Origin of the sequence: Sphingomonas immobilis (assembly GCF_030580995.1) — a bacterium.
In the GTDB taxonomy this organism is placed as follows: domain Bacteria; phylum Pseudomonadota; class Alphaproteobacteria; order Sphingomonadales; family Sphingomonadaceae; genus Sphingomonas; species Sphingomonas immobilis.
In genome coordinates, this window is the sequence record NZ_JAUQSZ010000002.1 from 318,634 (window position 1) to 339,312 (window position 20,679).

General features: G+C 68.2%; 21 protein-coding genes. 9 read left to right on the forward strand and 12 right to left on the reverse strand.

From position 1 onward, the window contains the following. Window positions 1-55: 55 nt before the first annotated feature. Window positions 56-2,005: a DUF6504 family protein gene (locus tag Q5H94_RS04595; protein WP_304560038.1), complete on the reverse strand. Its 1,950-nt coding sequence runs from the start codon at window positions 2,003-2,005 to the stop codon at window positions 56-58. Further along, window positions 1,920-2,654, reverse strand: coding sequence for an ImuA family protein (locus Q5H94_RS04600; protein WP_304560039.1), 735 nt, complete (start codon window positions 2,652-2,654; stop codon window positions 1,920-1,922). Before Q5H94_RS04600 ends, Q5H94_RS04595 begins: the two co-directional genes overlap by 86 nt. Window positions 2,655-2,834: 180 nt before the next feature. On the opposite strand from Q5H94_RS04600, the gene Q5H94_RS04605 reads away from it, so the two are divergent. The 3 genes from Q5H94_RS04605 to Q5H94_RS04615 all read left to right on the forward strand — a co-directional run bounded on the left by Q5H94_RS04605 (window position 2,835) and on the right by Q5H94_RS04615 (window position 6,614). Continuing rightward, complete coding sequence (locus Q5H94_RS04605) at window positions 2,835-4,121, forward strand: 3-methyl-2-oxobutanoate dehydrogenase (2-methylpropanoyl-transferring) subunit alpha (protein WP_304560040.1); 1,287 nt, start codon at window positions 2,835-2,837, stop codon at window positions 4,119-4,121. 172 nt (window positions 4,122-4,293) lie between these two features. Then, the gene (locus Q5H94_RS04610) at window positions 4,294-5,298 is read left to right on the forward strand and encodes an alpha-ketoacid dehydrogenase subunit beta (RefSeq protein ID WP_304560170.1); all 1,005 of its coding nucleotides are present in this window, start codon (window positions 4,294-4,296) and stop codon (window positions 5,296-5,298) included. Between the two features lie 5 nt (window positions 5,299-5,303). After that, window positions 5,304-6,614, forward strand: coding sequence for a dihydrolipoamide acetyltransferase family protein (locus tag Q5H94_RS04615; protein WP_304560041.1), 1,311 nt, complete (start codon window positions 5,304-5,306; stop codon window positions 6,612-6,614). 102 nt (window positions 6,615-6,716) lie between these two features. Here Q5H94_RS04615 and Q5H94_RS04620 read toward each other — a convergent pair whose 3' ends face one another. After that, a complete protein-coding gene (locus Q5H94_RS04620; RefSeq protein WP_304560042.1) occupies window positions 6,717-6,863 on the reverse strand; it encodes a lmo0937 family membrane protein in 147 nt (48 codons plus the stop codon). 116 nt (window positions 6,864-6,979) lie between these two features. Between Q5H94_RS04620 and Q5H94_RS04625 the strand changes: the two genes are divergently transcribed. Together Q5H94_RS04625 and Q5H94_RS04630 are read left to right on the forward strand one after the other, a co-directional pair. Beyond that, the gene (locus tag Q5H94_RS04625; RefSeq protein ID WP_304560043.1) at window positions 6,980-7,300 is read left to right on the forward strand and encodes an ArsR/SmtB family transcription factor; all 321 of its coding nucleotides are present in this window, start codon (window positions 6,980-6,982) and stop codon (window positions 7,298-7,300) included. After that, window positions 7,297-7,815, forward strand: a complete 519-nt coding sequence (locus tag Q5H94_RS04630) for an SRPBCC family protein (protein ID WP_304560044.1) — start codon at window positions 7,297-7,299, stop codon at window positions 7,813-7,815. Before Q5H94_RS04625 ends, Q5H94_RS04630 begins: the two co-directional genes overlap by 4 nt. Window positions 7,816-7,905: 90 nt before the next feature. On the opposite strand, the gene Q5H94_RS04635 is transcribed toward Q5H94_RS04630, so the two are convergent. Beyond that, window positions 7,906-8,691: an SDR family NAD(P)-dependent oxidoreductase gene (locus Q5H94_RS04635; RefSeq protein WP_304560045.1), complete on the reverse strand. Its 786-nt coding sequence runs from the start codon at window positions 8,689-8,691 to the stop codon at window positions 7,906-7,908. A 92-nt stretch (window positions 8,692-8,783) separates the two neighbouring features. Here Q5H94_RS04635 and Q5H94_RS04640 point away from each other — a divergent pair, with 92 nt between their 5' ends. After that, a complete protein-coding gene (locus Q5H94_RS04640) occupies window positions 8,784-10,874 on the forward strand; it encodes a RelA/SpoT family protein (protein WP_304560046.1) in 2,091 nt (696 codons plus the stop codon). A gap of 72 nt (window positions 10,875-10,946) precedes the next feature. Beyond that, on the forward strand, window positions 10,947-11,945 hold the full coding sequence (locus Q5H94_RS04645) for a glycosyltransferase family 2 protein (protein ID WP_304560047.1): 999 nt from the start codon (window positions 10,947-10,949) through the stop codon (window positions 11,943-11,945). Between the two features lie 125 nt (window positions 11,946-12,070). Here Q5H94_RS04645 and Q5H94_RS04650 read toward each other — a convergent pair whose 3' ends face one another. Further along, complete coding sequence (locus tag Q5H94_RS04650) at window positions 12,071-12,796, reverse strand: class I SAM-dependent methyltransferase (protein WP_304560048.1); 726 nt, start codon at window positions 12,794-12,796, stop codon at window positions 12,071-12,073. A gap of 3 nt (window positions 12,797-12,799) precedes the next feature. Further along, the gene (locus Q5H94_RS04655) at window positions 12,800-13,183 is read right to left on the reverse strand and encodes a GtrA family protein (protein WP_304560171.1); all 384 of its coding nucleotides are present in this window, start codon (window positions 13,181-13,183) and stop codon (window positions 12,800-12,802) included. A gap of 107 nt (window positions 13,184-13,290) precedes the next feature. Here Q5H94_RS04655 and Q5H94_RS04660 point away from each other — a divergent pair, with 107 nt between their 5' ends. Continuing rightward, complete coding sequence (locus Q5H94_RS04660) at window positions 13,291-15,087, forward strand: AcrB/AcrD/AcrF family protein (RefSeq protein ID WP_304560049.1); 1,797 nt, start codon at window positions 13,291-13,293, stop codon at window positions 15,085-15,087. Window positions 15,088-15,192: 105 nt separating this feature from the next. Here the strand turns inward: Q5H94_RS04660 and Q5H94_RS04665 are convergent, their stop codons facing one another. The 4 genes from Q5H94_RS04665 to Q5H94_RS04680 form a co-directional block, all read right to left on the reverse strand. Further along, a complete protein-coding gene (locus tag Q5H94_RS04665) occupies window positions 15,193-15,816 on the reverse strand; it encodes a MarC family protein (RefSeq protein ID WP_304560050.1) in 624 nt (207 codons plus the stop codon). Next, on the reverse strand, window positions 15,813-16,382 hold the full coding sequence (locus Q5H94_RS04670; protein ID WP_304560051.1) for a hypothetical protein: 570 nt from the start codon (window positions 16,380-16,382) through the stop codon (window positions 15,813-15,815). The genes Q5H94_RS04665 and Q5H94_RS04670 overlap by 4 nt, the downstream gene beginning before the upstream one ends. Window positions 16,383-16,510: 128 nt before the next feature. Further along, the gene (gene folD / locus Q5H94_RS04675; RefSeq protein ID WP_304560052.1) at window positions 16,511-17,386 is read right to left on the reverse strand and encodes a bifunctional methylenetetrahydrofolate dehydrogenase/methenyltetrahydrofolate cyclohydrolase FolD; all 876 of its coding nucleotides are present in this window, start codon (window positions 17,384-17,386) and stop codon (window positions 16,511-16,513) included. Between the two features lie 2 nt (window positions 17,387-17,388). After that, complete coding sequence (locus Q5H94_RS04680; RefSeq protein WP_304560053.1) at window positions 17,389-17,691, reverse strand: YggT family protein; 303 nt, start codon at window positions 17,689-17,691, stop codon at window positions 17,389-17,391. A gap of 109 nt (window positions 17,692-17,800) precedes the next feature. Between Q5H94_RS04680 and Q5H94_RS04685 the strand changes: the two genes are divergently transcribed. Continuing rightward, on the forward strand, window positions 17,801-18,679 hold the full coding sequence (locus Q5H94_RS04685) for an alpha/beta hydrolase (protein ID WP_304560054.1): 879 nt from the start codon (window positions 17,801-17,803) through the stop codon (window positions 18,677-18,679). A 134-nt stretch (window positions 18,680-18,813) separates the two neighbouring features. Here the strand turns inward: Q5H94_RS04685 and argB are convergent, their stop codons facing one another. Further along, window positions 18,814-19,719 carry an acetylglutamate kinase gene (argB, locus tag Q5H94_RS04690; protein ID WP_304560055.1) on the reverse strand — a complete coding sequence of 302 codons (906 nt, stop codon included), beginning with the start codon at window positions 19,717-19,719 and terminating at the stop codon, window positions 18,814-18,816. Between the two features lie 134 nt (window positions 19,720-19,853). Beyond that, window positions 19,854-20,507 carry a queuosine precursor transporter gene (locus Q5H94_RS04695; RefSeq protein WP_304560056.1) on the reverse strand — a complete coding sequence of 218 codons (654 nt, stop codon included), beginning with the start codon at window positions 20,505-20,507 and terminating at the stop codon, window positions 19,854-19,856. Window positions 20,508-20,679 lie beyond the last annotated feature (172 nt).

The following is a 20,679-nucleotide window of genomic DNA, read 5'->3' on the forward strand; positions in this document are numbered from 1 at the left end:
GGCGCGAAGACGCGGAGAGAAAGAGCGAAAGCGGCCGCGCCGCGAAGAAGGGCGCTCATCCGAATGCGCCGTGGATGAACCAGGCGAGGTCGCCGGTTTCGGGACGTTCGCCGTCGCCGCGGCGGAACAGCCAGAAGCGACGGCCGGCCTCGTCCTCGACGCGGAAATAATCGCGCACACTCTGCGCCTCGCTCGTGCGCAGCCACCATTCGCCGAGGATGCGCTCGGGCCCGTCGGCGCGGATCACGCGGTGCGTTTCCCCGCGCCAGTCGAAGCGGCGCGGCGGCTGATCGGGCAGTTCGGCGATGACGTGATCCAGCAGTTCCGGGCGGCGCAGCAGGCGCGCGGGGCGCGGCCAGCGCGGGTGCCATGGATGGGGTGCCTCGGTGCGGCTGAGGCGGCGGACGTCGTCGGCCTTCAGGCGCTGGTCAGGGCGGGGCGGCGGATCGAGCGGCGGGGCGGGGGCAAGCGAGCGTTCGGGCACGTCGCTTTCGACCGGGCGCATCCGCCACAGCCGTTTCTCGCCGATGCGATTGGCGAGCGCATCGACCAAAGGTGCGATGTCGGTGGGTTTGTCTTCGAGCCGCTCCTCGAAAGGCTGCGCCCCGAGTGGATCGGCGCGGCGGACGTGCAGCGCCAGCGCGTCGATGCCGTAGCCGGGCGCGATCTCCTCGATGCGACGCGTGATGAGGCGCAGCATGTGCGGCCCGTCGCGGCTCGGCCGGGCGAGACCGATCGTGAGCCGCTGCGGCACGCCGTCGATCCGGTCGGCGACGAGCTCGATCGCGCGCACGCCCTTGCCGGCATCGGCGAGCGCGGTGACGAGACGCGGCATGAGCTGCCCCAGCCAGTGTTCGATGGCCTCGGCAGTGGCGATCGGCTCGGCGAAGCGCTGAACGGCGGCGATCGGCTCGGCGGGCACGACGGGATCGAGCGGCTCGGCGACGCGGCCGCTCGCCTGATCGAGCCGTAGCGCAATCGCGCCGCCGAAGCGGCGGACGAGCGGCGCGCGCGGCATCGCCGCAAGCTGCCCCACGCTATCGACGCCGAGGTGGAGAAGCGCGTCGACCGCCCTGGAATCGAGGCGCAGCGCGGCGAGCGGAAGCGGGGCGAGCGCGTCGATATGGGCGGCTGGGGCGACGATGGTCAGCGCGTCGCGTCCGTAACGCGCCATAGCCCAGGCCGCGCCCGTCGTGTCGGCAACCGCGACGCGCGCGGTGAAGCCGAGCCGCGCCATCAGCCGCACGATCCGCCGCGCCATCCGTGCCTCGCCGCCGAACAGATGCGCGGTGCCGGTGACGTCGAGGAACAGCCCGTCGGGCCCGGAAAAGGCGACGATCGGTGCCCAGCGGCGCGCGGCGGTGATGGCGAGGCGGGTCAGATCGGTCTGGTCGCCTTCACGATCGGCCGGGCGGATGTCGAGCCCGGGGACGAGCGCGCGCGCCTGCGTGATGGGCATGGCGGGGACAAGGCCGAGCGCCTGCGCGGCCGGGCATGCCGCGCCGATGATGAGGCGGCTGCCGTCCTTGAGGCTGGTGACGAAGGGTGGATATTCCTCCCCGGCACGGGGAGGGGGACCGTCCGCGTAGCGGATGGTGGAGGGGACATGCCGCGAGCGATCCGCTTGTGGCGTTTCCCCTCCACCACGCGCTGAAGAAGCGCGTGATCCTTCTCCCCGTGCCCGGGAGGAATATGCTTCATCCGGCCGCATTGCGCGGAACGGGGGTTTGGCCGCCTCGTCGCGGCGGCCGATGTCGCGGTGCGGGGTCTGGCGGGGATCGGGCATCGCGGCACCCGATCCGTCCGTCCGTGCCCAGCGCGCACCCGGCCGCCAGCCGCCGCCGCGCGGCACAGAACAGGCGACCGCCTGTTCCGCCGCGGCCGCCTTCAACAGCGGATCGAGCGAAGCCTGTACCGTGTCAGGCTGCTTGGCGTTGGTCCGCTCCGCCCGACGCAATCTTTCGATTGGCCAGTCGGGCAGGTAGAGCGAGGCGACCCGTTTCATCGCATGCCTCCAGGATGGTTTCAAAGGGTTCGCCGCCGCGCTGGCGCACCAGCGACACGTGCCAGCACGCCCGCCCCAGCGCGTCCTCGGCGAGATGGCCAGGCAGCGGCACCGACGGCGCGCTGCCGATGCGCCAGCGCGTGACGGCGGCGGAGGGCACGGCGAGCGGGTTTCTGTCTTCCCGCGCATGGCGTTTCTGGAGGAGCGCGATGGTGCGCCCGCCCTCGGCCGCAAGCTGCAGCCGCCGCGTGTTCGCCATCGCCGCGCGCTGCACCTCGCCGACGACGGCGCCCAGGCCCCGGTGGCGCAGGCCCTCCTCCATCAGCGCGAGCAGTTCGGCATCGTCGGCGGCCTCGGCATAGAGCAGCCGTTCGGGTGCCAGCCCCGCCTGATACAGTCCCGGCGCGAACAGATCGCGCCTACGCACCACCCATAAAACCGGCCCCCAGGCGCGCGCGGCGATGCCCGCCATGAACAGGGTCGCGGCGGCATCGTCGCTGGCATCGGGTGTCGTGGCGGCGATCTCGTGCAGCGAATCGAGGCGCAGCCCGGTCGACGCCAGCCGCCCGTCGAGCGCGCCGACGCCGAAGGGCAGCACCGGGCGGCGCTTGAGCCCATCACCTTCGATGGCACGCAGGCTTTCGCGCAATTCTGCTATGCTGGCTGACACCGACTCGACTCGCTCAAATGTGTGTTCCTATTTTGTTCTCAATTCCAGCAGAGTCAACCGCGCTTCAGACTCGCCATGACCGTTGAAATATAATAACAACGGAGCATAAGATGATTTCGGGCGTTTCCATCAGCGACCCGGCGACCCTTTGGAGACGAGATGGCTGACGAGCCGACCCGCACCAACCTGCCCCCGCTGTCGCTCTACGTGCCCGAGCCCAAGTTCCGGCCCGGCGACGCGGTCGATTTCACCAGCGTGCCGATCCCGCCCGCCGGCGAGACGCGGCGGCCCGACACCGCCGACGCGGCGGGCGACTTCACCGATCTCGCCTATCAGCTCGTCCGCGTGCTCGACGAGGATCACGCGGCTGTCGGCCCGTGGAACCCACGCCTTTCACCTGATGTCCTGCGCAAGATGCTGCGCGCGATGGTCGAGGTGCGCGCCTTCGACGAGCGCATGTTCCGCGCGCAGCGGCAGGGCAAAACCAGCTTCTACATGAAATGCACCGGCGAGGAGGCGGTCTCCGTCGCCGCCGCCACCGCGCTCGCGTCCGACGATATGTGCTTCCCGTCGTACCGCCAGCAGGGCCTGCTGATCGCGCGCGGCTGGTCGATGGTCGACATGATGAACCAGATCTATTCGAACAAGGGCGACCGGCTGCAGGGCAAGCAGCTTCCCATCATGTATTCGGTGCGCGACGCGAGCTTCTTCTCGATCTCGGGCAATCTGACGACGCAATATCCGCAGGCCGTCGGCTGGGCGATGGCGAGCGCCGCCAAGGGCGACACGCGCATCGCGGCGGCGTGGTGCGGCGAGGGATCGACGGCGGAGGGCGACTTCCACTCGGCCTGCACCTTCGCGAGCGTGTACCGCGCGCCGGTGATCTTCAACGTCGTCAACAACCAGTGGGCGATCTCGAGCTTCTCTGGCTTCGCGGGGGCGGAATCGACCACATTCGCGGCGCGGGCGATCGGTTACGGCATCGCCGGGCTGCGCGTCGACGGCAACGACGCGCTCGCCGTCTACGCCGCCACCGCCTGGGCGGCTGAGCGGGCGCGGACCAACCAGGGGCCGACGCTGATCGAGCATTTCACCTACCGCGTCGAAGGCCATTCGACCTCGGACGACCCCGGCCAGTACCGCTCGGCGGGCGAGCCGAGCGCGTGGCCGCTCGGCGATCCGGTCGCGCGGCTGAAGGCGCACCTCATCGCGATCGGCGAATGGGACGAGGAGCGCCATGCGGCGCAGGACAAGGACGTGGCGGAAGGCGTGAAGCGCGCGCAGAAGGAGGCCGAGGCCAACGGCATCCTCGGCCACGGCCTGCACCAGCCGCTCGACACGTTGTTCGACGGCGTGTTCGAGGAGATGCCGTGGCATTTGCGCGAACAGCAGGCGCAGATGATCGCGGAAGAGACGGCAAGCGGCCGTCCGTGGGCGCGCAAGTGATGGGCGGCCTTATTCGCGGCGTAGCCGCTTTCACTCTTTCTCTCCGCGTCTCCGCGCCTCCGCGTGAGACATTCTTCTTTTTGTTCACGCGGAGGCGCGGAGACGCGGAGAAGAAGAGATTTGAAGCCGCTGGCGCGGCGGGGGTCGCGGCATGACCGAACCCACCACCCGCATGAACATGATCCAGGCGATCAACTCCGCGATGGACGTGATGATGGAGCGCGATCCCGACGTCGTCGTGATGGGCGAGGACGTCGGCTATTTCGGCGGCGTGTTCCGCGCGACGGCGGGGCTCCAGTCGAAATACGGCAAGCGCCGCGTGTTCGACACGCCGATCACCGAATGCGGCATCATCGGCGTCGCGGTGGGCATGGGGGCGTACGGCCTGCGTCCGGTGCCGGAGATCCAGTTCGCCGACTACATCTACCCCGCGCTCGACCAGCTCGTCAGCGAGGCGGCGCGGCTGCGCTATCGTTCGGCGGGGGAGTTCATCGCGCCGATGACGGTGCGCTCGCCCTTCGGCGGCGGCATCTTCGGCGGGCAGACGCATTCGCAGTCGCCGGAGGGCATCTTCACCCATGTCTCGGGCGTGAAGACGGTGATCCCCTCGACGCCCTATGACGCCAAGGGCCTGCTGATCGCGGCGATTGAGGATAATGATCCGACGATCTTCTTCGAGCCCAAGCGCATCTACAACGGCCCGTTCGACGGCCATTGGGACCGCCCGACGCAGAACTGGTCGCAGCATCCGGCGGGCGACGTGCCGACGGGCTATTACAAGATCGAGCTCGGCAAGGCGCAGATCGTGCGGCCGGGCGAGGCGTTGACGGTGCTGGTCTACGGCACGATGGTGCATGTCGGCCTGGCGGCGATCGAGGAGGCCGGGATCGACGCCGAAGTGATCGACCTGCGCACGCTCGTGCCGCTCGATATCGCGACGATCGAGGCCTCGGTGAAGAAAACCGGGCGCTGCATGATCATCCACGAGGCGACGCGCACATCGGGCTTCGGCGCGGAGCTGTCGGCGCTGGTGCAGGAGCGCTGCTTCTACCATCTCGAGGCGCCGATCGAGCGCGTGACGGGCTTCGACACGCCCTATCCGCACAGCCTCGAATGGGCGTATTTTCCGGGCCCCGTGCGCATCGCCGAGGCGCTCAAGAAAGTGATGAGGGACTGATTCCGATGGCGCGCTTCACCTTCAAGCTGCCGGATATCGGCGAAGGCATTTCCGAGGCCGAGATCGTCGCTTGGCACGTGCGCGTGGGTGACCGCGTGGAGGAGGACCAGCAGGTCGCCGACATGATGACCGACAAGGCGACCGTCGAGATGGAATCGCCGGTGTCGGGCGTGGTGGTCGAACTGGCGGGCGAGGTCGGCGATCAGGTGTCGATCGGCGCGGCGCTGATCGTGGTCGAGACCGATGCCGATACGGCGGCGGCGCCGGAGGTGATCGAGGAACAGGTCGCGGCGGAGACGCCGGGGGTCGAGGAAGCGGAGCCGGCGAAGGCCGAGGCGGAAAAGTCCTCTCCCCGCTTGCGGGGAGAGGATTTAGGAGAGGGGCAGCCTCAGAGCGCAGCGCCCGCGACTGCCCCTCTCCCCGGCCCTCTCCCCGCAAGCGGGGAGAGGGAGCAGAAAGTCCTCGCCTCCCCCGCCGTGCGGGAGCGGGCGCGCGATCTCGGTATCGATCTTGCGCAGGTGAAGCCCGCCGAGGGCGATCGCGTCCGTCATGCCGATCTCGACGCATATCTGCGCTATGGTTCCGGCCAGGGCTATCACGCCCCGCACGCCAGTCGCGCGCGCGCCGACGAGCCGATCAAGGTCATCGGCATGCGCCGCCGCATCGCCGAGAACATGGCCGCATCGAAGCGGGCGATCCCGCACTTCACCTATGTCGATGAGATCGACGTGACCGCGCTGGAGGATGTCCGCGCCGATCTCAACGCCAATCGCGGCGACCGGCCCAAGCTCACCTTCCTGCCGCTGTTCATCGCCGCCGTCTGCAAGGCGGTGCCCGATTTCCCGATGATCAACGCGCGCTACGACGACGAGGCGGGCGTGGTGACGCGCCACGGCAGCGTGCATCTCGGCATGGCGACGCAGACCGATGCCGGGCTGATGGTGCCGGTGATCCGCGACGCGCAGGACAGGAACGTCTGGCAGCTCGCGAGCGAGATCGCGCGCCTCGCCGACGCCGCGCGCACCGGCAAGGCGAAATCGGAGGAATTGTCGGGATCGACGCTGACCGTCACGTCGTTGGGCCCGCTCGGCGGGATCGCGACGACGCCGGTCATCAACCGGCCCGAGGTCGCGATCATCGGGCCCAACAAGATCGTCGAGCGGCCGGTGTTTCAGGGCGACGAGATCGTGCGTGCGAAGCTGATGAACCTGTCGATCAGCTGCGACCACCGCGTCGTAGACGGCTGGGACGCGGCGAGCTTCGTGCAGTTGCTCAAGAAGTATCTCGAGACGCCCGTTCTTCTATTTGCGGAATAGACCTGACCGCTCTCTCCGTTCGTCCTGAGCTTGTCGAAGGGCGTGTCACAAGCGTTGCGCCTGGTTCACGTGCTTCGACAGGCTCAGCACGAACGGGAAGTTCTATACCGAGCGACGACCCGTGATGAGCTGGAACACCACCACCACGACGGCAATCACCAGCAAGAGGTGAATGAGCCCGCCGCCGATATGCACGGCGAAGCCGAGCAGCCACAGTACGACGAGCACGACCGCGATTGTGTACAGCATCTTCAGGATCCTCTTTGTTTCTGAAGCGTGACAACGTCTCGCGCGGCCAGCGTGTTCCGGCGGATTCGTTAAACCGATCGGTTGACTGATCGGGCGATGCTCGATATCTCAACCATATGGTTGAACGACTCGATGCCACCTTCGCTGCGCTGGCCGATCCGACGCGGCGCGCGATGCTTGCCGCACTCCAATCGGGCGAGCGCAGCATCGGCGATCTCGCCGCGCCGCACGCGATGAGCTTCGCGGGCGCGGCCAAGCATGTCGGCGTGCTCGAACGCGCCGGGCTGATCGAACGCCGCAAGGCCGGGCGGCAACAGCTCTGCCGCCTGCGCGCGGCACCCTTGCGCGAAGCCGACGACTGGCTGCGGCAATGGAGCGCCTTCTGGACCACCAGCCTCGACCGGCTCGAGGCGATCATCGCGGAGGACACGCCATGACCCTGACGCAAACCGCCCCCGACACGATCCGTGTCGAACGCCTGATCGACGCGCCGCCCGAGACGGTGTGGGCTTATCTGGTCGAGGACGAGAAGCGTGGCCGCTGGTTCGCCGCCGGGCCGCTGGAGCCGCGCGTCGGCGGTGCGCTGACCTTCACCTTCGATCACGACAATCTCTCGGCCAACCCGGTCGCCTATCCCGAGAAATATGCCGCCAGCAAAGGCTTCGTCTCGCACGGCACCGTCACCGCCTTCGATCCGCCGCGCCTGCTGGCGTTCGAGGGCGGGACGGGCAGCGGCGAGGCGCGCTTCGAGCTGACGCCCGAGGAGGGCAAGACGCGCCTCGTCATCATCCATTCGGGGCTGCTCACGCGCGGCGACCGGACGGGTACGGCGGCGGGCTGGATCTCGCATCTCGACGCGCTGGCGGCGGTGCTCGCGGGTGGGCAGCTTCCCGATTTCTGGGCGGCGCATGCTAAGAGCGAAGCGGCGGCGGAAGCGGCGTTGCCGGAATAGCCGTCGCCCCGGCGCAAGCCGGGGCCGCTGCGTTCGGGGTACGCGATCAGCCAGACAACGGGACAGCCCCGGCCTGCGCCGGGGCGACGCTTACCCCGCCAGCGACTTCTGCACCCGCGCCGATATCCGCCGCACCAGCCCGCGCGGGGCGAAGCCGACCGTGCCGGCCATCACCGCGTTCATCACGCCCGATACCTTGATCGCGCGGTTGCGCTTCAGCGCGGCGAGGCCGTCGCGCACCACCTTTGCCGGATCGGCGGCGAGCCGATCGAAGGTTTCGCTGCCGCCCATGCCCGCCACTTCGGCGAACTCGGTGCGCGTCGGGCCCGGGCACAGCGCCGACACGGCGATGCCCGAGCCGCGCAATTCCTCGTGCAGCGCCTCTGAAAAGCTCAGCACGAATGCCTTGGTCGCGTAATAGACCGCCATGCCCGGCCCCGGCTGGAAACCCGCGGTCGAGGCCACATTGAGGATGGCGCCGTGGCGCAGCTTGACCATGCCGGGCAGCACGGCGTGCGTGAGCTCGACCAAGGCGCGGCAATTGAGGTCGATCATCCCTGCCTGCGTCGCCACCTCGCTGTCGGCGAATGCCCCGCGCGCGCCGAAGCCGGCGTTGTTGATCAGCGTATCGACGCTCAGCCCACGCCGCGCGATCTCCGCGATCAGCGTGGTGCAGGCGCCCGGCGCAGCGAGGTTGCTGACGATCGGTGTCGCCGTCACATTATGCGCCGCGCTCAGCCGTGCGGCCAGATCCTGCAGCCGGTCCATGCGCCGCGCGACGAGGATCACGTCCTGGCCGCTCTTGGCGATTTCCTCCGCGAACAGCGCGCCGAGCCCCGCCGACGCCCCCGTGATCAGGCAGCTTTGCGTCGTCATCGCCGTCTCCCAACCGCAACACCTGCGGCTTAACATCCTCGCAGAGCAACAAACTGTTGCCAAGCGGCGGCACGCCCCCCCATCTTGATGGCGTGCTGCGCCAATACGAACTGGTCGATCGGGTGTTGAGCTACGATCCCGACGCCGACGAGGCGTTGCTCAACCGCGCCTATGTGTTCTCGGTACAGGCGCACGGCACGCAGAAGCGCGCGTCGGGCGATCCCTATTTCAGCCACCCGATCGAGGTGGCGGGCATCCTCACCGATCTCCACCTCGACGACGAGACGATCGCGACCGCCATCCTGCACGACACGGTCGAGGACACGGTCGCCACGCCCGAGCAGATCGAGAAGATCTTCGGCCCCGCCGTCGCGCGCCTCGTCGACGGCGTGACGAAGCTCTCCAAGATCGAGGCGCAGACCGAGAGCGAGCGCGCGGCGGAGAATCTGCGCAAGTTCCTGCTGGCGATGTCGGACGATATCCGCGTGCTGCTGGTGAAGCTCGCCGACCGGCTGCACAACATGCGCACGCTGCACTTCATCAAGAGCGAGGAAAAGCGCCGCCGCATCGCCAAGGAGACGATGGACATCTACGCGCCGCTCGCCGAGCGGATCGGCATGTACGAGTTCATGAAGGAGATGCAGACGCTCGCCTTCCAGCAGCTCGAACCCGAGGCGTATGAATCGATCTCGAAGCGGCTGGAGCAGCTCAAGGAGGGCGGCGGGGACCGCATCGCCAAGATCGGTTCCGGCCTCAAGCTCCTCCTCTCGCGCCACGGCATCGAGGCCGAGATCAACGGGCGCGAGAAGCACCCCTATTCGATCTGGAAGAAGACCAACGAGCGCCACATCAGTTTCGAGCAGCTCTCGGACATCATGGCCTTCCGCGCGATCGTGCCGACGGAGGAGGATTGCTACGCCGCACTCGGCGTCATCCACAGGCGGTGGCCGATGGTGCCGGGGCGCTTCAAGGATTACATCTCGACGCCCAAGCGCAACGGCTATCGTTCGCTCCACACTTCGATCATTCACGCCGAGAACCGCCGCATCGAGATCCAGATCCGCACGCCCGACATGCATCAGGAGGCCGAACTCGGGCTCGCCGCGCACTGGGCCTACAAGCAGGACAAGGTGCGGCCCGAAACGCAGGTCAGCTGGATCCGCGACCTGATCGAGATCCTCGACACGGCCGAAAGCCCGGAGGAGCTGCTCGAACACACCCGCATGGCGATGTATCAGGATCGCATCTTCGCCTTCACCCCCAAGGGCGAACTGCACCAGCTCCCCAAGGGCGCGACGCCGATCGACTTCGCCTACGCCGTCCACACCGATCTCGGCGATCAGGCGGTGGGCGCGAAGGTCAACGGCCGCGTGGTGCCGCTGCGCACGATCATCGAGAACGGCGATCAGGTGCAGATCCTGCGTTCCAAGGCGCAGAGCCCGCAACCCAACTGGATGAACTTCGCGATCACCGGCAAGGCGCGCGCGGCGATCCGCCGCCATCTGCGCAACAAGGAGCGCGAGGAAACGCAGACGCTCGGGCGCAAGCTCTACGAGGAGGTGGTGGCGCGGCTGCCAGCCCCGCTCGGCAAGGACGCGCTCCGCGTCGCGCTCACCCGGCTGAAACTGCCCGACGAGGCGGCCTTGCTCGAGGCGATGGCGCGCAGGCGCATCCCCGATGCCGAGGTGATGGAGGCGCTGATGCCCGGCTCGGTCGAGGCGGGCGGCCAGCAGCAGGTGCCGCCGCAGACCAAGGCGATCTCGATCCGCGGCCTGACGCCGGGCGTCGCCTATGATCTTGCCGAATGTTGCCATCCCGTGCCGGGCGACCGCATCGTCGGGCTGCGGCGCCCCGATCAGGGCATCGAGGTGCATGTCATAGACTGCCCGGTGCTGGCGCAGGGCGACGACGCCGATTGGGTCGATCTCGCCTGGGGCGACAAGACCGAGGGCGGCACCGCGCGCATCGCGGTGGGGGTGAAGAACGAACCCGGCGCGCTCGGCACGATCGCGACGATCATCGGCGCGCAGAAGGCCAACATCGTCAACATGCGCCTCGACAACCGCGATACCGGCTTCCATTCGAACACGTTCGACGTCGAGGTGCATGACACCACGCACCTGATGCGCCTGATCGCCGCCCTGCGCGCGGCGGACGCGGTCAATGGGGTGGAGCGGGTTTAGGTATCAGCCGTCACCGCGGTGCGGGATCGCGGCTTATCGACCTCGCGTACGCGAGGCGCTATGCACGCGCGCATGCAACGTCCCGCGCTCTCGATCGTCGTTCCCTGTTATAACGAAGCGGCCTGCCTCGATCAGCTCCACGCCCGCGTCTCCGCCGCCGCGCGCGCTTCGGTGGGCGAGGATTTCGAGCTCGTCTTCATCAACGACGGATCGAAGGACGATAGCTGGGGCGTGATGCAGCGGCTGTCGGCCGCCGATCCGCATCTCGTCGCGATCAACCTGTCGCGCAACCACGGCCACCAGCTCGCGCTCACCGCCGGGCTCGATCTGTGCAGCGGCGCGCAGATCCTCATCATCGACGCCGATCTCCAGGATCCGCCAGAGCTGCTCGTCGACATGCGCAGGGCGATGGTCGAGCAGCAGGCCGACGTCGTCTACGCCGTGCGGCGCAAGCGCGAGGGCGAGAGCCTGTTCAAGAAGGCCACCGCCGCCGCCTTCTACCGCCTGCTCGACCGCGTGACCGATACCGCCATCCCGCTCGACACCGGCGATTTCCGGTTGATGAGCCGGCGCGCGCTCGACGCCTTCCTGTCGCTGCCCGAACAGGCGCGCTTCATCCGCGGCATGGTCGCATGGGTCGGCTTCCGCCAGGTGCCCTTCGTCTACGACCGCGCCGAGCGCTTCGCGGGCGAGACCAATTATCCGCTCGGCAAGATGATCCGCCTCGCGCTGGACGCCGTCACCGGCTTCTCCACGACGCCGCTGCGCCTCGCCAGCCATCTCGGCCTGTGGCTGACGGCGGCGTCGCTGCTGCTGTTCCTCTATATCGCGATCGGGTTCTTCACCGGCAGCGCGGTGGCGGGCTGGACCTCGACGATGCTGGTGGTGGTGCTGCTCGGCGCGTTCCAGATGTTCGTGCTCGGCATGATCGGCGAGTATCTCGGGCGGCTCTACGTCGAATCGAAGCGCCGCCCGCTCTATCTCGTCGCGGATGTGGCGGGGCCGGTGAAGGGCCGCGCGACCCTCGGCTACCGCTTCGCCGACGACGAGGCGGAAGTGCCTGGGGAATAGTCCTCCGTTCGCCCTGAGCGTGTCGAAGCCTGTCCTGAGCGGCTGGCTTTGCCAGCCAGCCGAAGGGGGCTGCACTTTCTTCGTGCCGAGAAGGACAGGGCTTCGACAGGCTCAACCCGAACGGGTTACTTGGATGCCAGCGTGATGATCGACACGCCCGGCGTCAGCGGAATGCGCCCGATGAGGTGACGCTCCAGCCGGAACACGCCGCCGAACAGCGTGTTGACCGGGCCCGGTGGCGGCGAATCGTCGCTGTCGTCCTTGCCCATGATCCGGCCGGCGATGCGTGAGGCGGCCGCCAGGGGGAACAGCAGGGAGTTGAAATAGCGCAGGCCATTGTGCTTCAGCCCGGCCTTGCCGATCGCCGCGCGCAGCGTCGCCTTCGAATAGCGGCGGTGGTGGTGGTTGACGGTGTCGTGCGCGCTCCACATCCACTGGTGCGCGGGCACGGTGATCAGGATCTTGCCGCCCGGCTTCAGGCAATCGGCCATCGCCTTCAGCGCGGCGACGTCATCCTGGATATGCTCGACCACGTCGAGCACCGCGATCATGTCGTAGACGCCACGCTCCACCCCCGGCAGTTCGGGCAGCGGCGCATCGAGCACCGGCTTGCCGAGCCGCTTGCTGGCGATCACTGCCGCGGCGGGATCGATCTCGATCGCCTCGACCGATCCGAACGCGCCGAGCATCGGCAGATTGTGCCCGGTGCCGCAGCCGATCTCGAGGATGCGCGCGCCCTTCGGCAGGCCCGCGTAGCGGCCGATATAGTCGGCGAGGATGTCGCGCCGGGCGACATACCACCAGTGGCTCGAATCATGTTCCGCCATGCGGTCGTAGACGATGCGGTCCATTTTCTATCCAAAAACCCACTGTCGGTTGAGCGCGAAGGTCGCGACCGGCGTGATCGTCACGATCGGAATCAGCGGCACCCAGTTGGGCTGGTGCAGCGGCCCGGTGAAAAGCCAGGTGAAGAAGGCGTTGAGCACCAGCCCCACGCCCTGCACGGCGATGAACTTGAGATGCTGTTTCCCGCTCTGGTCGCGCGTGCCGTGGCCCCGGAAACTCCAGTAGCTGTGCAGGAAGAAGCCGCACGTTACCGCGACGGCGAAGGCGAACGGCACCGCCAGCACCGCGCGGCCGTGCGGAAAAACGTAGAAGGACAGCGGCAGGTACACCGCCGAATAGATGACGGTCGAAAGCCCTCCGGCGATGCCGAAGCGGATCAGCTGGCCGAGCATCCCGCTCGACCGCCAATGTTCCACCCGTTCGAGGATCGCCGTCACGTCATCTTGCCCTTTGCGTTGGCGTCACTAGAGCGCGGATATGGACGTGGAAAGTGTTTTGCATGGCTAACGCCCCGGGTGCCGCTTTCGGCGGCGATTTCGACGGCAAGGTGCTCGATCGCTACTGGGTCCGCCTCGCGCTGCTCGCCTGGGTGCTGATCGCGGGCTATTATCTCTACGAACGCTGGCCGCAGATGCGCTTCCTCGCGCTGCCCGACACCGACGACAACATGCGGCTGATGCAGGTGCGCGGCCTGCTGAACGGGCAGGGCTGGTACGATCTGCGCCAGCACCGGATGAACTCGCCGCTGGGCTTCGACATCCACTGGAGCCGCCTCGTCGACCTGCCGATCGCGGGGCTGATCCTGCTGCTCAAGCCCTTCGTCGGCACCGTCTGGGCCGAGCGCGCGGCGTGCTGGATCGCGCCGCTCCTCCCCTTGAGCATCGCTATCCTCGGCCTCGGCGCGACGGTGCGGCGGCTGGTGAGCCCGGTCGCGTGGCCGCTCGCGATCGTGTTCCTCATCGGCTGCACCGCGACGATGCTGATGTTCATGCCGGAGCGCATCGATCATCACGGCTGGCAGCTCGCGATGCTGAGCCTGACGGTGGCGGGCCTCGCCGATCCGAAGGGCGCACGCGGCGGCATCACCGTCGGCCTCGCCAGCGCGGTGTCGCTGACGATCGGGCTGGAGATGCTGCCGTTCTGCGCCGGTGCGGGCGCGATCATCGCGCTGCGCTGGGTATGGGACCGCGCCGAGGCGCCGCGCATGAGCGCCTATGCGCTGACGCTGGCGGGCGGCAGCACGCTCGGCTTCGCCGCTTTCGCGAGCGAGGCGAACCGGGTGCTGCGCTGCGACGCGCTCACCCCCGTCTGGCTGAGCGTGATGATCGCGGCGGGGGCGCTGCTGTTCATCCTCGCGCGCATCGGCCCGGAGAAGCGCGCCGTGCGGTTGATCCTCGCGGTGCTGGCCGGGGCGGCGATCGTCGTGGGCTTCGCGCTGGTCTTTCCGCAATGCCTCGGCCGGCCGGAACAGGTCTCGCCCGAACTGGCGAAGAACTGGCTCAACAACGTGCGCGAGGCCAAGCCGATCTACCAGCACCCGCTGCGCAGCGCCTTTCCGATCGCGACGCTCCCCATCATCGGCGTGATCGGTGCGGCCGTCGCGACATGGCGCGCGCGCCGCACGCCGCGGATGATCGGCTGGGTGGCGGTGCTGCTGTTCACCACCTTCGCCGCGCTGATGCTGCTGTGGCAGATGCGCGCGGGGCCCGGCGCGCAACTGCTCGCGGTGCCCGGTGCGGTCGCGCTGGGATGGATCATCTTCCCGCGCCTGCTCGCCAGCAAGATCATGCTGGTGCGCGTGGTCGGCACCGTTGTCGCCTTCCTGATCGTCTCGGGCCTCTTCGCCGGATACGCGATCCAGTATCTGCCGATCGACCGGCCGAGCGCGAGGGTGAACACGATCAACAAGGCGAGCGGCAATTGCTCCGCCAATTATGCGCTGCGCCCGCTCGACAGATATCCGGCGCAGACGGTGTTCACCTTCGTCGATCTCGGGCCCCGCCTCATCACGCTGACGCACCATGATGCGATCGCGGGGCCGTATCACCGCAACGGCCCCGCGATCCTCGACGTGCAGCACGGCTTCGGCGGCACGCCCGAGAATTTCCGCGCCATCGCCAGGCGTCACGGGGCGACGTTGCTGCTGGTGTGCCCGAACATGGCCGAATCCACCGTCTACCGCTCGCGCAACAAGGGCGGGTTCTACGACCAGCTCGCGCACAACGAGGTGCCGGCGTTCCTGGAGCCACTGCCGCTGCCCGACAAGTCGCCGCTGCGGCTGTTTAGGATCAACTAGGAGGTAGGCCCGCACGCTGCGGGCCGGTGCGCGAAGCGCAGCCTCCTAGTCGGACGGCGGGTCGCTTCAGCGAGCCCGGCCGACGGCGGCTTTGCCGCCGGCGCGTCAAACCCCCAGAGCGATCTTCACCCCGTCGATCACGAACTGCACCGCCAGCGCCGCCAGCAGCACGCCGAGGATGCGCGTGATCACCGCCTCGATCTTCGCGCCGAGCAGGCGCATCAGCGGCCCGGCCGCCAGCAGCGCCGCCAGCGTCAGCACCAGGATCGTCGCCAGCGCCGCCAGCACGACCGCGACGCGCTGCACGCCGTGATTGTGGCTCATCGTCAGCATGACCGAGGCGATCGAGCCGGGGCCGGCGATCATCGGCATCGCCATCGGGAAGATCGAGACGTCGACCACGTCGGGCGTCTGCGCGACCTTGGCGGCGCGATCCTCGCGGCGCTCGGTGCGCTTTTCGAACACCATTTCCAGCGCGATCAGGAACAGCATGATCCCGCCCGCGATGCGGAACGCCGACAGGCTGACGCCGAGCGCGCGCAGGATCGCCTCGCCGACGGCGGCGAAGACGAACAGGATGATCGCCGCGACCGCGACCGCGCGGATCGCCATCGATCGCCGCTGCGCGGCCGACGCGCCCGCCGTCAGCCCTGCATAGATCGGCGCGCACCCCGGCGGATCGATGACGACGAAGAAGGTCGCGAGCGCGGAGAGATAGAGCTCGATCATTTGGGAGGGGCGATGCGGTTATCGATCACGACCTGCCAGCGGCGGCCGGTCCAGGCCGAGGCGAAGAAGGATCGGCTCCCATCTTTCTCGACGGTCCAGCGATACAGCAGAGACTGATCTTCCGCGTGACCGAAATCGTCGCTCCCGTCTCCTCTCAGAACAAAGCCGCCCATGTCGATCTCAGCTTTGCCCTCACAGCTGGCCCGAGACACTTTGAGCGCGCGGCGTCGCGCCACCTTCAGATCGTCCCCACCATCGACGATCCACTTCCAGCCGCCATCCTTCTGCCGCTGCCACACGGTCGAGAAATAGCCGACCGCGCCGCCCGGCGCCTTCCACCCGCCGGTATTGACCGCCAGCGACCCGTCGCACGAGACGTAGCTCGCGGTCGGCCACCATTCGAGCGCCTTTGCGGGATCCTTCTTGTCCTTCAGATACGCCTGCGCCTTGACCGGCTGCGGCGCGAACATCGTCGCGTCCTCGGCCGCCCACTTGCGGAACGCCGACCATTGCCCGATCTTCTGCGCGTCCGCCGCGAAGGCGCGTTCGGCGTCGACTGCGCTCATGCCCCTACCATCCGTTCGTCCTGAGCCTGTCGAAGGGCGTGTCTCTGGCGCTGCGGCCAAATCACGTGCTTCGACAGGCTCAGCACGAACGGGGAGAAGAAGGAACGCGACGAGCGCCGCGCGCGCGATCAAAGCGCGTCCTTGTCGTAGGCCACGCCCGCGCGGCGGTGCGCCGAGATCAGCGTATTGCGCAGCAGCACCGCGATCGTCATCGGGCCGACGCCGCCGGGCACCGGCGTGATCGCGCCCGCGACGCTCGCCGCGCCCGCGAAATCGACGTCGCCGACGAGGCCGTCCTCGGTGCGGTTGATGCCGACGTCGATCACGGTCGCGCCGGGCTTGATCCACTCGCCCTTCACCATGTGCGGCACGCCGACCGCCGCCACGACGATGTCGGCGCGGTGGACGACGCTCGCGAGATCGCGCGTGCGCGAATGGGCGACGGTGACGGTGCAGCTTTCCTTGAGCAGCAATTGCGCCATCGGCTTGCCGACGATGTTCGACCGCCCGATCACCACCGCGTCGAGCCCGGTGAGATCGCCGAGTTGCTCCTTCAGCAGCATGATGCAGCCATAGGGCGTGCATGGCACGAAGCCGTTGAGCCCCGTCGCCAGCCGCCCGGCATTGACCGGGTGGAAGCCGTCGACGTCCTTGTCGGGGTCGATCCGCGTCGTCACCGCCTGTTCGTCGATATGCTTCGGCAGCGGCAGCTGCACGAGGATACCGTCGACCGCCTCATCCGCGTTGAGGCTGTCGACCAGCGCGATCAGTTCGTCCTGCGACACGTCGATCGGCAGCTTGTGCTCGAAGCTCGCCATGCCCGCCGCGATCGTCGCCTTGCCCTTGGAGCGGACATAGACCGACGACGCCGGATCCTCGCCGACCAGCACCACCGCGAGGCCGGGCTTCCGCCCAGCGCGCGCGACGAAACCCTCCGTCTGCAGCCGGATGCGTTCACGCAGGGCGGCCGCCGCCGCCTTGCCGTCGATGATCGTCGCGCTCATCCTTACAGCGGCGTGCCGTAGCGCAGGTTCGCGGCGACGTTGCCCAGCACCAGATCGAGGATGATGAGGATCACGACGACGACCAGCGGCGAGAAATCGATCGCGCCGGTATTGGGCATGAAGCGGCGGATCGGCCGGTAGAGCGGCTCGGTCACGCGGGTCAGCCCGTTGTCGAGCGAGCGCACGAAATCATTGTGCGTGTTGACGACGTTGAAGGCGATCAGCACCGACAGGATGAACTGGATGATGAGGATCCACCAGACGATGTGGACCAGCACCTGCAGGATCTGGATAAGCGTGATCAACTTGGGCGACCCTTCCGAACTTTTGGTGCGCTCACCCTAGCCAGCCCGCGCGCTTTCGAACAGGGGCTTTAGCCGGGTGATACACCGAGTCGGGACGGGAGCGGGCAGGATGCGGCGATGGCGGATGCGCTGGTGGCTGCCGCCGCTCGTGCTGGTGGCACTGTTCGGCTGGGGGATCTGGTCGGTCGGCGGGCGGCTGACGGCGGCGACCAACGCGGCAGTTCCGCCGCTGCCCGCGCCGGCGCAGGTCGTGCGCATCGCCAGCGACCCCGGCATCACGCTCGCCGCCAGTTACTGGCCCGCTCCGCCCAAGGCACCGGCGGTGCTGTTGCTTCACGGCAACGGCGGCAACCGCGACAACCTCACCCCGCTCGCGACGTGGCTGAGCGCGCAGGGCTACGGCGTGCTGGCGATCGATTTTCGCGGCCACGGCGCTTCGACGCCCGCGATCAAGAGCTTCGGCCTCACCGAATCGGCCGATGCGCATGCCGCGCTCGCCTGGCTGAAGGCGCGGCATCCGGGCAGCGCGACCGCCGCGATCGGCATTTCGCTCGGCGGGGCGGCGGCCCTGCTGGGGCCGCGCGGGCCGCTGCCGGTCGATGCGCTGGTGCTGGAGGGCGTCTATCCCGACATCCGCCACGCCATCTACAACCGCGTCGCGTCGGTCGGCGGCAAGGGGATGGCGGCGGTGATCGAGCCGCTGCTGAGCGTGCAGGCGCTGCCGCGCTACGGCGTGTGGCCCTCCGCGATCTCGCCGGTGACGGCGGCGCGGCAGGTGCGCGTGCCGGTGCTGGTGGTGGGCGGCGGCGCGGACGTCTTCACCCCGCCTGCCGAAACGCGCGCGCTGTTCGACGCCCTCCACAGGAACGGCGAGCTGACGTTCCTGCCCGGCGCGAGCCACGGCATGATCGTCGCGGCGAACGATACCGATCCGCTGCGCGCCCGGATCGGCGCGTTTCTGGAGCGGTATTTGCGGCGCAAGGCCTAACCTGATCCCGTTCGCCCTGAGCTTGTCGAAGCCTGTCCTGAGTGGCTGGCTTTGCCAGCCAGCCGAAGGGGGCTGTTCTTTCTTCGGGCCAAGAAGGACAGGGCTTCGACAGGCTCAGCCCGAACGGGGTAGGTTCAGGCGTGGACCAGCGTGCCCGCGCCGCGCTTGGTGAAGATTTCCAGCAGCATCGCATGCGGCACGCGGCCGTCGAGGATAACCGCCGCTTCCACGCCGCGCTCGACCGCCATCACGCACGTCTCGACCTTGGGGATCATGCCGCCGCTGATCGTGCCGTCGGCCATCAGCGCGGCGATGCCGGCGGGGTCGAGATCGGTGACGAGCTGCTTGTCCTTGTCGAGCACGCCGGCCACGTCGGTCAGCAGGAAGAAGCGTTTCGCGCCGAGTGCCGCGGCGATCGCGCCCGCCATCGTGTCGGCGTTGATGTTGTAGGTCTGGCCGTCCTTGCCGTGCGCGATCGGCGCGATCACCGGGATCACGCCCGCGTCGGAGAGCGTGTCGATGATCCGCCGGTCGACGCCGACCGGCTCGCCGACGAAGCCGAGGTCGACGTGACGCTCGATGCCCTGCAATTTGTCGGGCTCGCTGCGCTGCACCTTCTCCGCCGTCACGAAATTGGCGTCGCGCCCGGAGATGCCGACCGCGCGGCCGCCGGCCTGGTCGATCCAGCCGACGATTTCCTTGTTGATCGACCCCGCCAGGACCATTTCCGCGATCCGCGCCGTCTCCGCATCCGTCACGCGCAGGCCGCCGACGAAGGTCGATTCGACGCCGAGCCGCTTCAGCATCGCGCCGATCTGCGGGCCGCCGCCATGCACCACGACCGGGTTGATGCCGACCGCCTTCATCAGCACCACATCCTCGGCGAAGTCGCGCGCGGCCTCGGGGTCGCCCATCGCGTGGCCGCCGTATTTGATCACGAAGGTCGTGCCGGCGTGGAGCTGCATATAGGGCAGCGCCTCGACGAGCGTCTCCGCCTTGGCGAGCAGTTCGGGCAGGTTGGGAGGGGTATCGTCGGTCATGCGCGCGCCCATAGCGCGCGCGGGCGGGATTCGAAAGCGCTCTCCCTCATCGTCACCCCAGCGCAAGCTGGGGTCTTCACATTGGCGGGCGCAGCACCCGCCTCACAGAGATCCCAGCTTGCGCTGGGACGACGCTAATGGCTCGGCCGATCCAGCCGCCGCCCGAGCGCGACGAAGCCCGTGATCAGGATCGGCACCAGCACGATCGACAGCACCACCTTGGTCAGCATCTGCCCGCCCATCAGCGCGAGGATCGGGCGCTCGCCGTAGAAGGAGATGGTGATGAAAAGCACCGTATCGACGATCTGCGAGACGATGCTGGCGATCATCCCGCGCAGCCACAGGAATTTGCCGTCCGGGCGGCGCAGCTTGTCGAACACGAAGACGTTGAGCGTCTGCGACGTGCCGTAGCTGATGAGCCCCGCGATCATCATCCGCGCGCCCTGCCCGACGACGATCGGGAAGGCACCAACGGCGGGCGGATACATGCCCGGATCGGTCGGTAGCGCCAGTACGAGCTGGATCAGCAACGCGGAGGCGATCAGCGGCACGAAGCCCACCCGGACCAAGGCGGTCGCGGTCTTCTGCCCGTAAAGCTCGGCGACCGCGCTCGACAGCGCGACGAGCAGCAGGAACGCGAAGATCCCCGCCTCGACCGCGAGCGGCCCGAGCGCGACTTGCTTCACCCCCAGCACCCCCGCGATGACGACCATGCCGCCGTAGAACAGGGAAAAGAGAAAGAGCGCCGTTGGGATTTGGCGCGGGATCGCGGGTGCGGCTTGAGTCATCGCGGGCACGCTAGTGGGTTTCGCGCGCGGGTCAAACCCACCGCCTATGCGCAAACCCACCCCGTTCGTCCTGAGCGAAGTCGAAGGACGTGCCGCACGCGATACGCCCGAAACGCGCACTTCGACTTCGCTCAGTGCGAACGGTTTGGTTTGAGGCTCGGCGGGCGGGGAA

Excerpts from the sequence above, each read along its gene's own strand:
- Q5H94_RS04595 (WP_304560038.1), bottom strand. The coding sequence starts at position 2,005 with ATGAAACGGGTCGCCTCGCTCTACCTGCCCGACTGGCCAATCGAAAGA.
- Q5H94_RS04605 (WP_304560040.1), top strand. The coding sequence starts at position 2,835 with ATGGCTGACGAGCCGACCCGCACCAACCTGCCCCCGCTGTCGCTCTAC.
- Q5H94_RS04610 (WP_304560170.1), top strand. The coding sequence starts at position 4,294 with ATGAACATGATCCAGGCGATCAACTCCGCGATGGACGTGATGATGGAG.
- Q5H94_RS04615 (WP_304560041.1), top strand. The coding sequence starts at position 5,304 with ATGGCGCGCTTCACCTTCAAGCTGCCGGATATCGGCGAAGGCATTTCC.
- Q5H94_RS04620 (WP_304560042.1), bottom strand. The coding sequence starts at position 6,863 with ATGCTGTACACAATCGCGGTCGTGCTCGTCGTACTGTGGCTGCTCGGC.
- Q5H94_RS04625 (WP_304560043.1), top strand. The coding sequence starts at position 6,980 with ATGGTTGAACGACTCGATGCCACCTTCGCTGCGCTGGCCGATCCGACG.
- Q5H94_RS04630 (WP_304560044.1), top strand. The coding sequence starts at position 7,297 with ATGACCCTGACGCAAACCGCCCCCGACACGATCCGTGTCGAACGCCTG.
- Q5H94_RS04635 (WP_304560045.1), bottom strand. The coding sequence starts at position 8,691 with ATGACGACGCAAAGCTGCCTGATCACGGGGGCGTCGGCGGGGCTCGGC.
- Q5H94_RS04645 (WP_304560047.1), top strand. The coding sequence starts at position 10,947 with ATGCAACGTCCCGCGCTCTCGATCGTCGTTCCCTGTTATAACGAAGCG.
- Q5H94_RS04650 (WP_304560048.1), bottom strand. The coding sequence starts at position 12,796 with ATGGACCGCATCGTCTACGACCGCATGGCGGAACATGATTCGAGCCAC.
- Q5H94_RS04655 (WP_304560171.1), bottom strand. The coding sequence starts at position 13,183 with ATGCTCGGCCAGCTGATCCGCTTCGGCATCGCCGGAGGGCTTTCGACC.
- Q5H94_RS04660 (WP_304560049.1), top strand. The coding sequence starts at position 13,291 with ATGGCTAACGCCCCGGGTGCCGCTTTCGGCGGCGATTTCGACGGCAAG.
- Q5H94_RS04665 (WP_304560050.1), bottom strand. The coding sequence starts at position 15,816 with ATGATCGAGCTCTATCTCTCCGCGCTCGCGACCTTCTTCGTCGTCATC.
- Q5H94_RS04670 (WP_304560051.1), bottom strand. The coding sequence starts at position 16,382 with ATGAGCGCAGTCGACGCCGAACGCGCCTTCGCGGCGGACGCGCAGAAG.
- folD (WP_304560052.1), bottom strand. The coding sequence starts at position 17,386 with ATGAGCGCGACGATCATCGACGGCAAGGCGGCGGCGGCCGCCCTGCGT.
- Q5H94_RS04685 (WP_304560054.1), top strand. The coding sequence starts at position 17,801 with ATGCGGCGATGGCGGATGCGCTGGTGGCTGCCGCCGCTCGTGCTGGTG.
- argB (WP_304560055.1), bottom strand. The coding sequence starts at position 19,719 with ATGACCGACGATACCCCTCCCAACCTGCCCGAACTGCTCGCCAAGGCG.
- Q5H94_RS04695 (WP_304560056.1), bottom strand. The coding sequence starts at position 20,507 with ATGACTCAAGCCGCACCCGCGATCCCGCGCCAAATCCCAACGGCGCTC.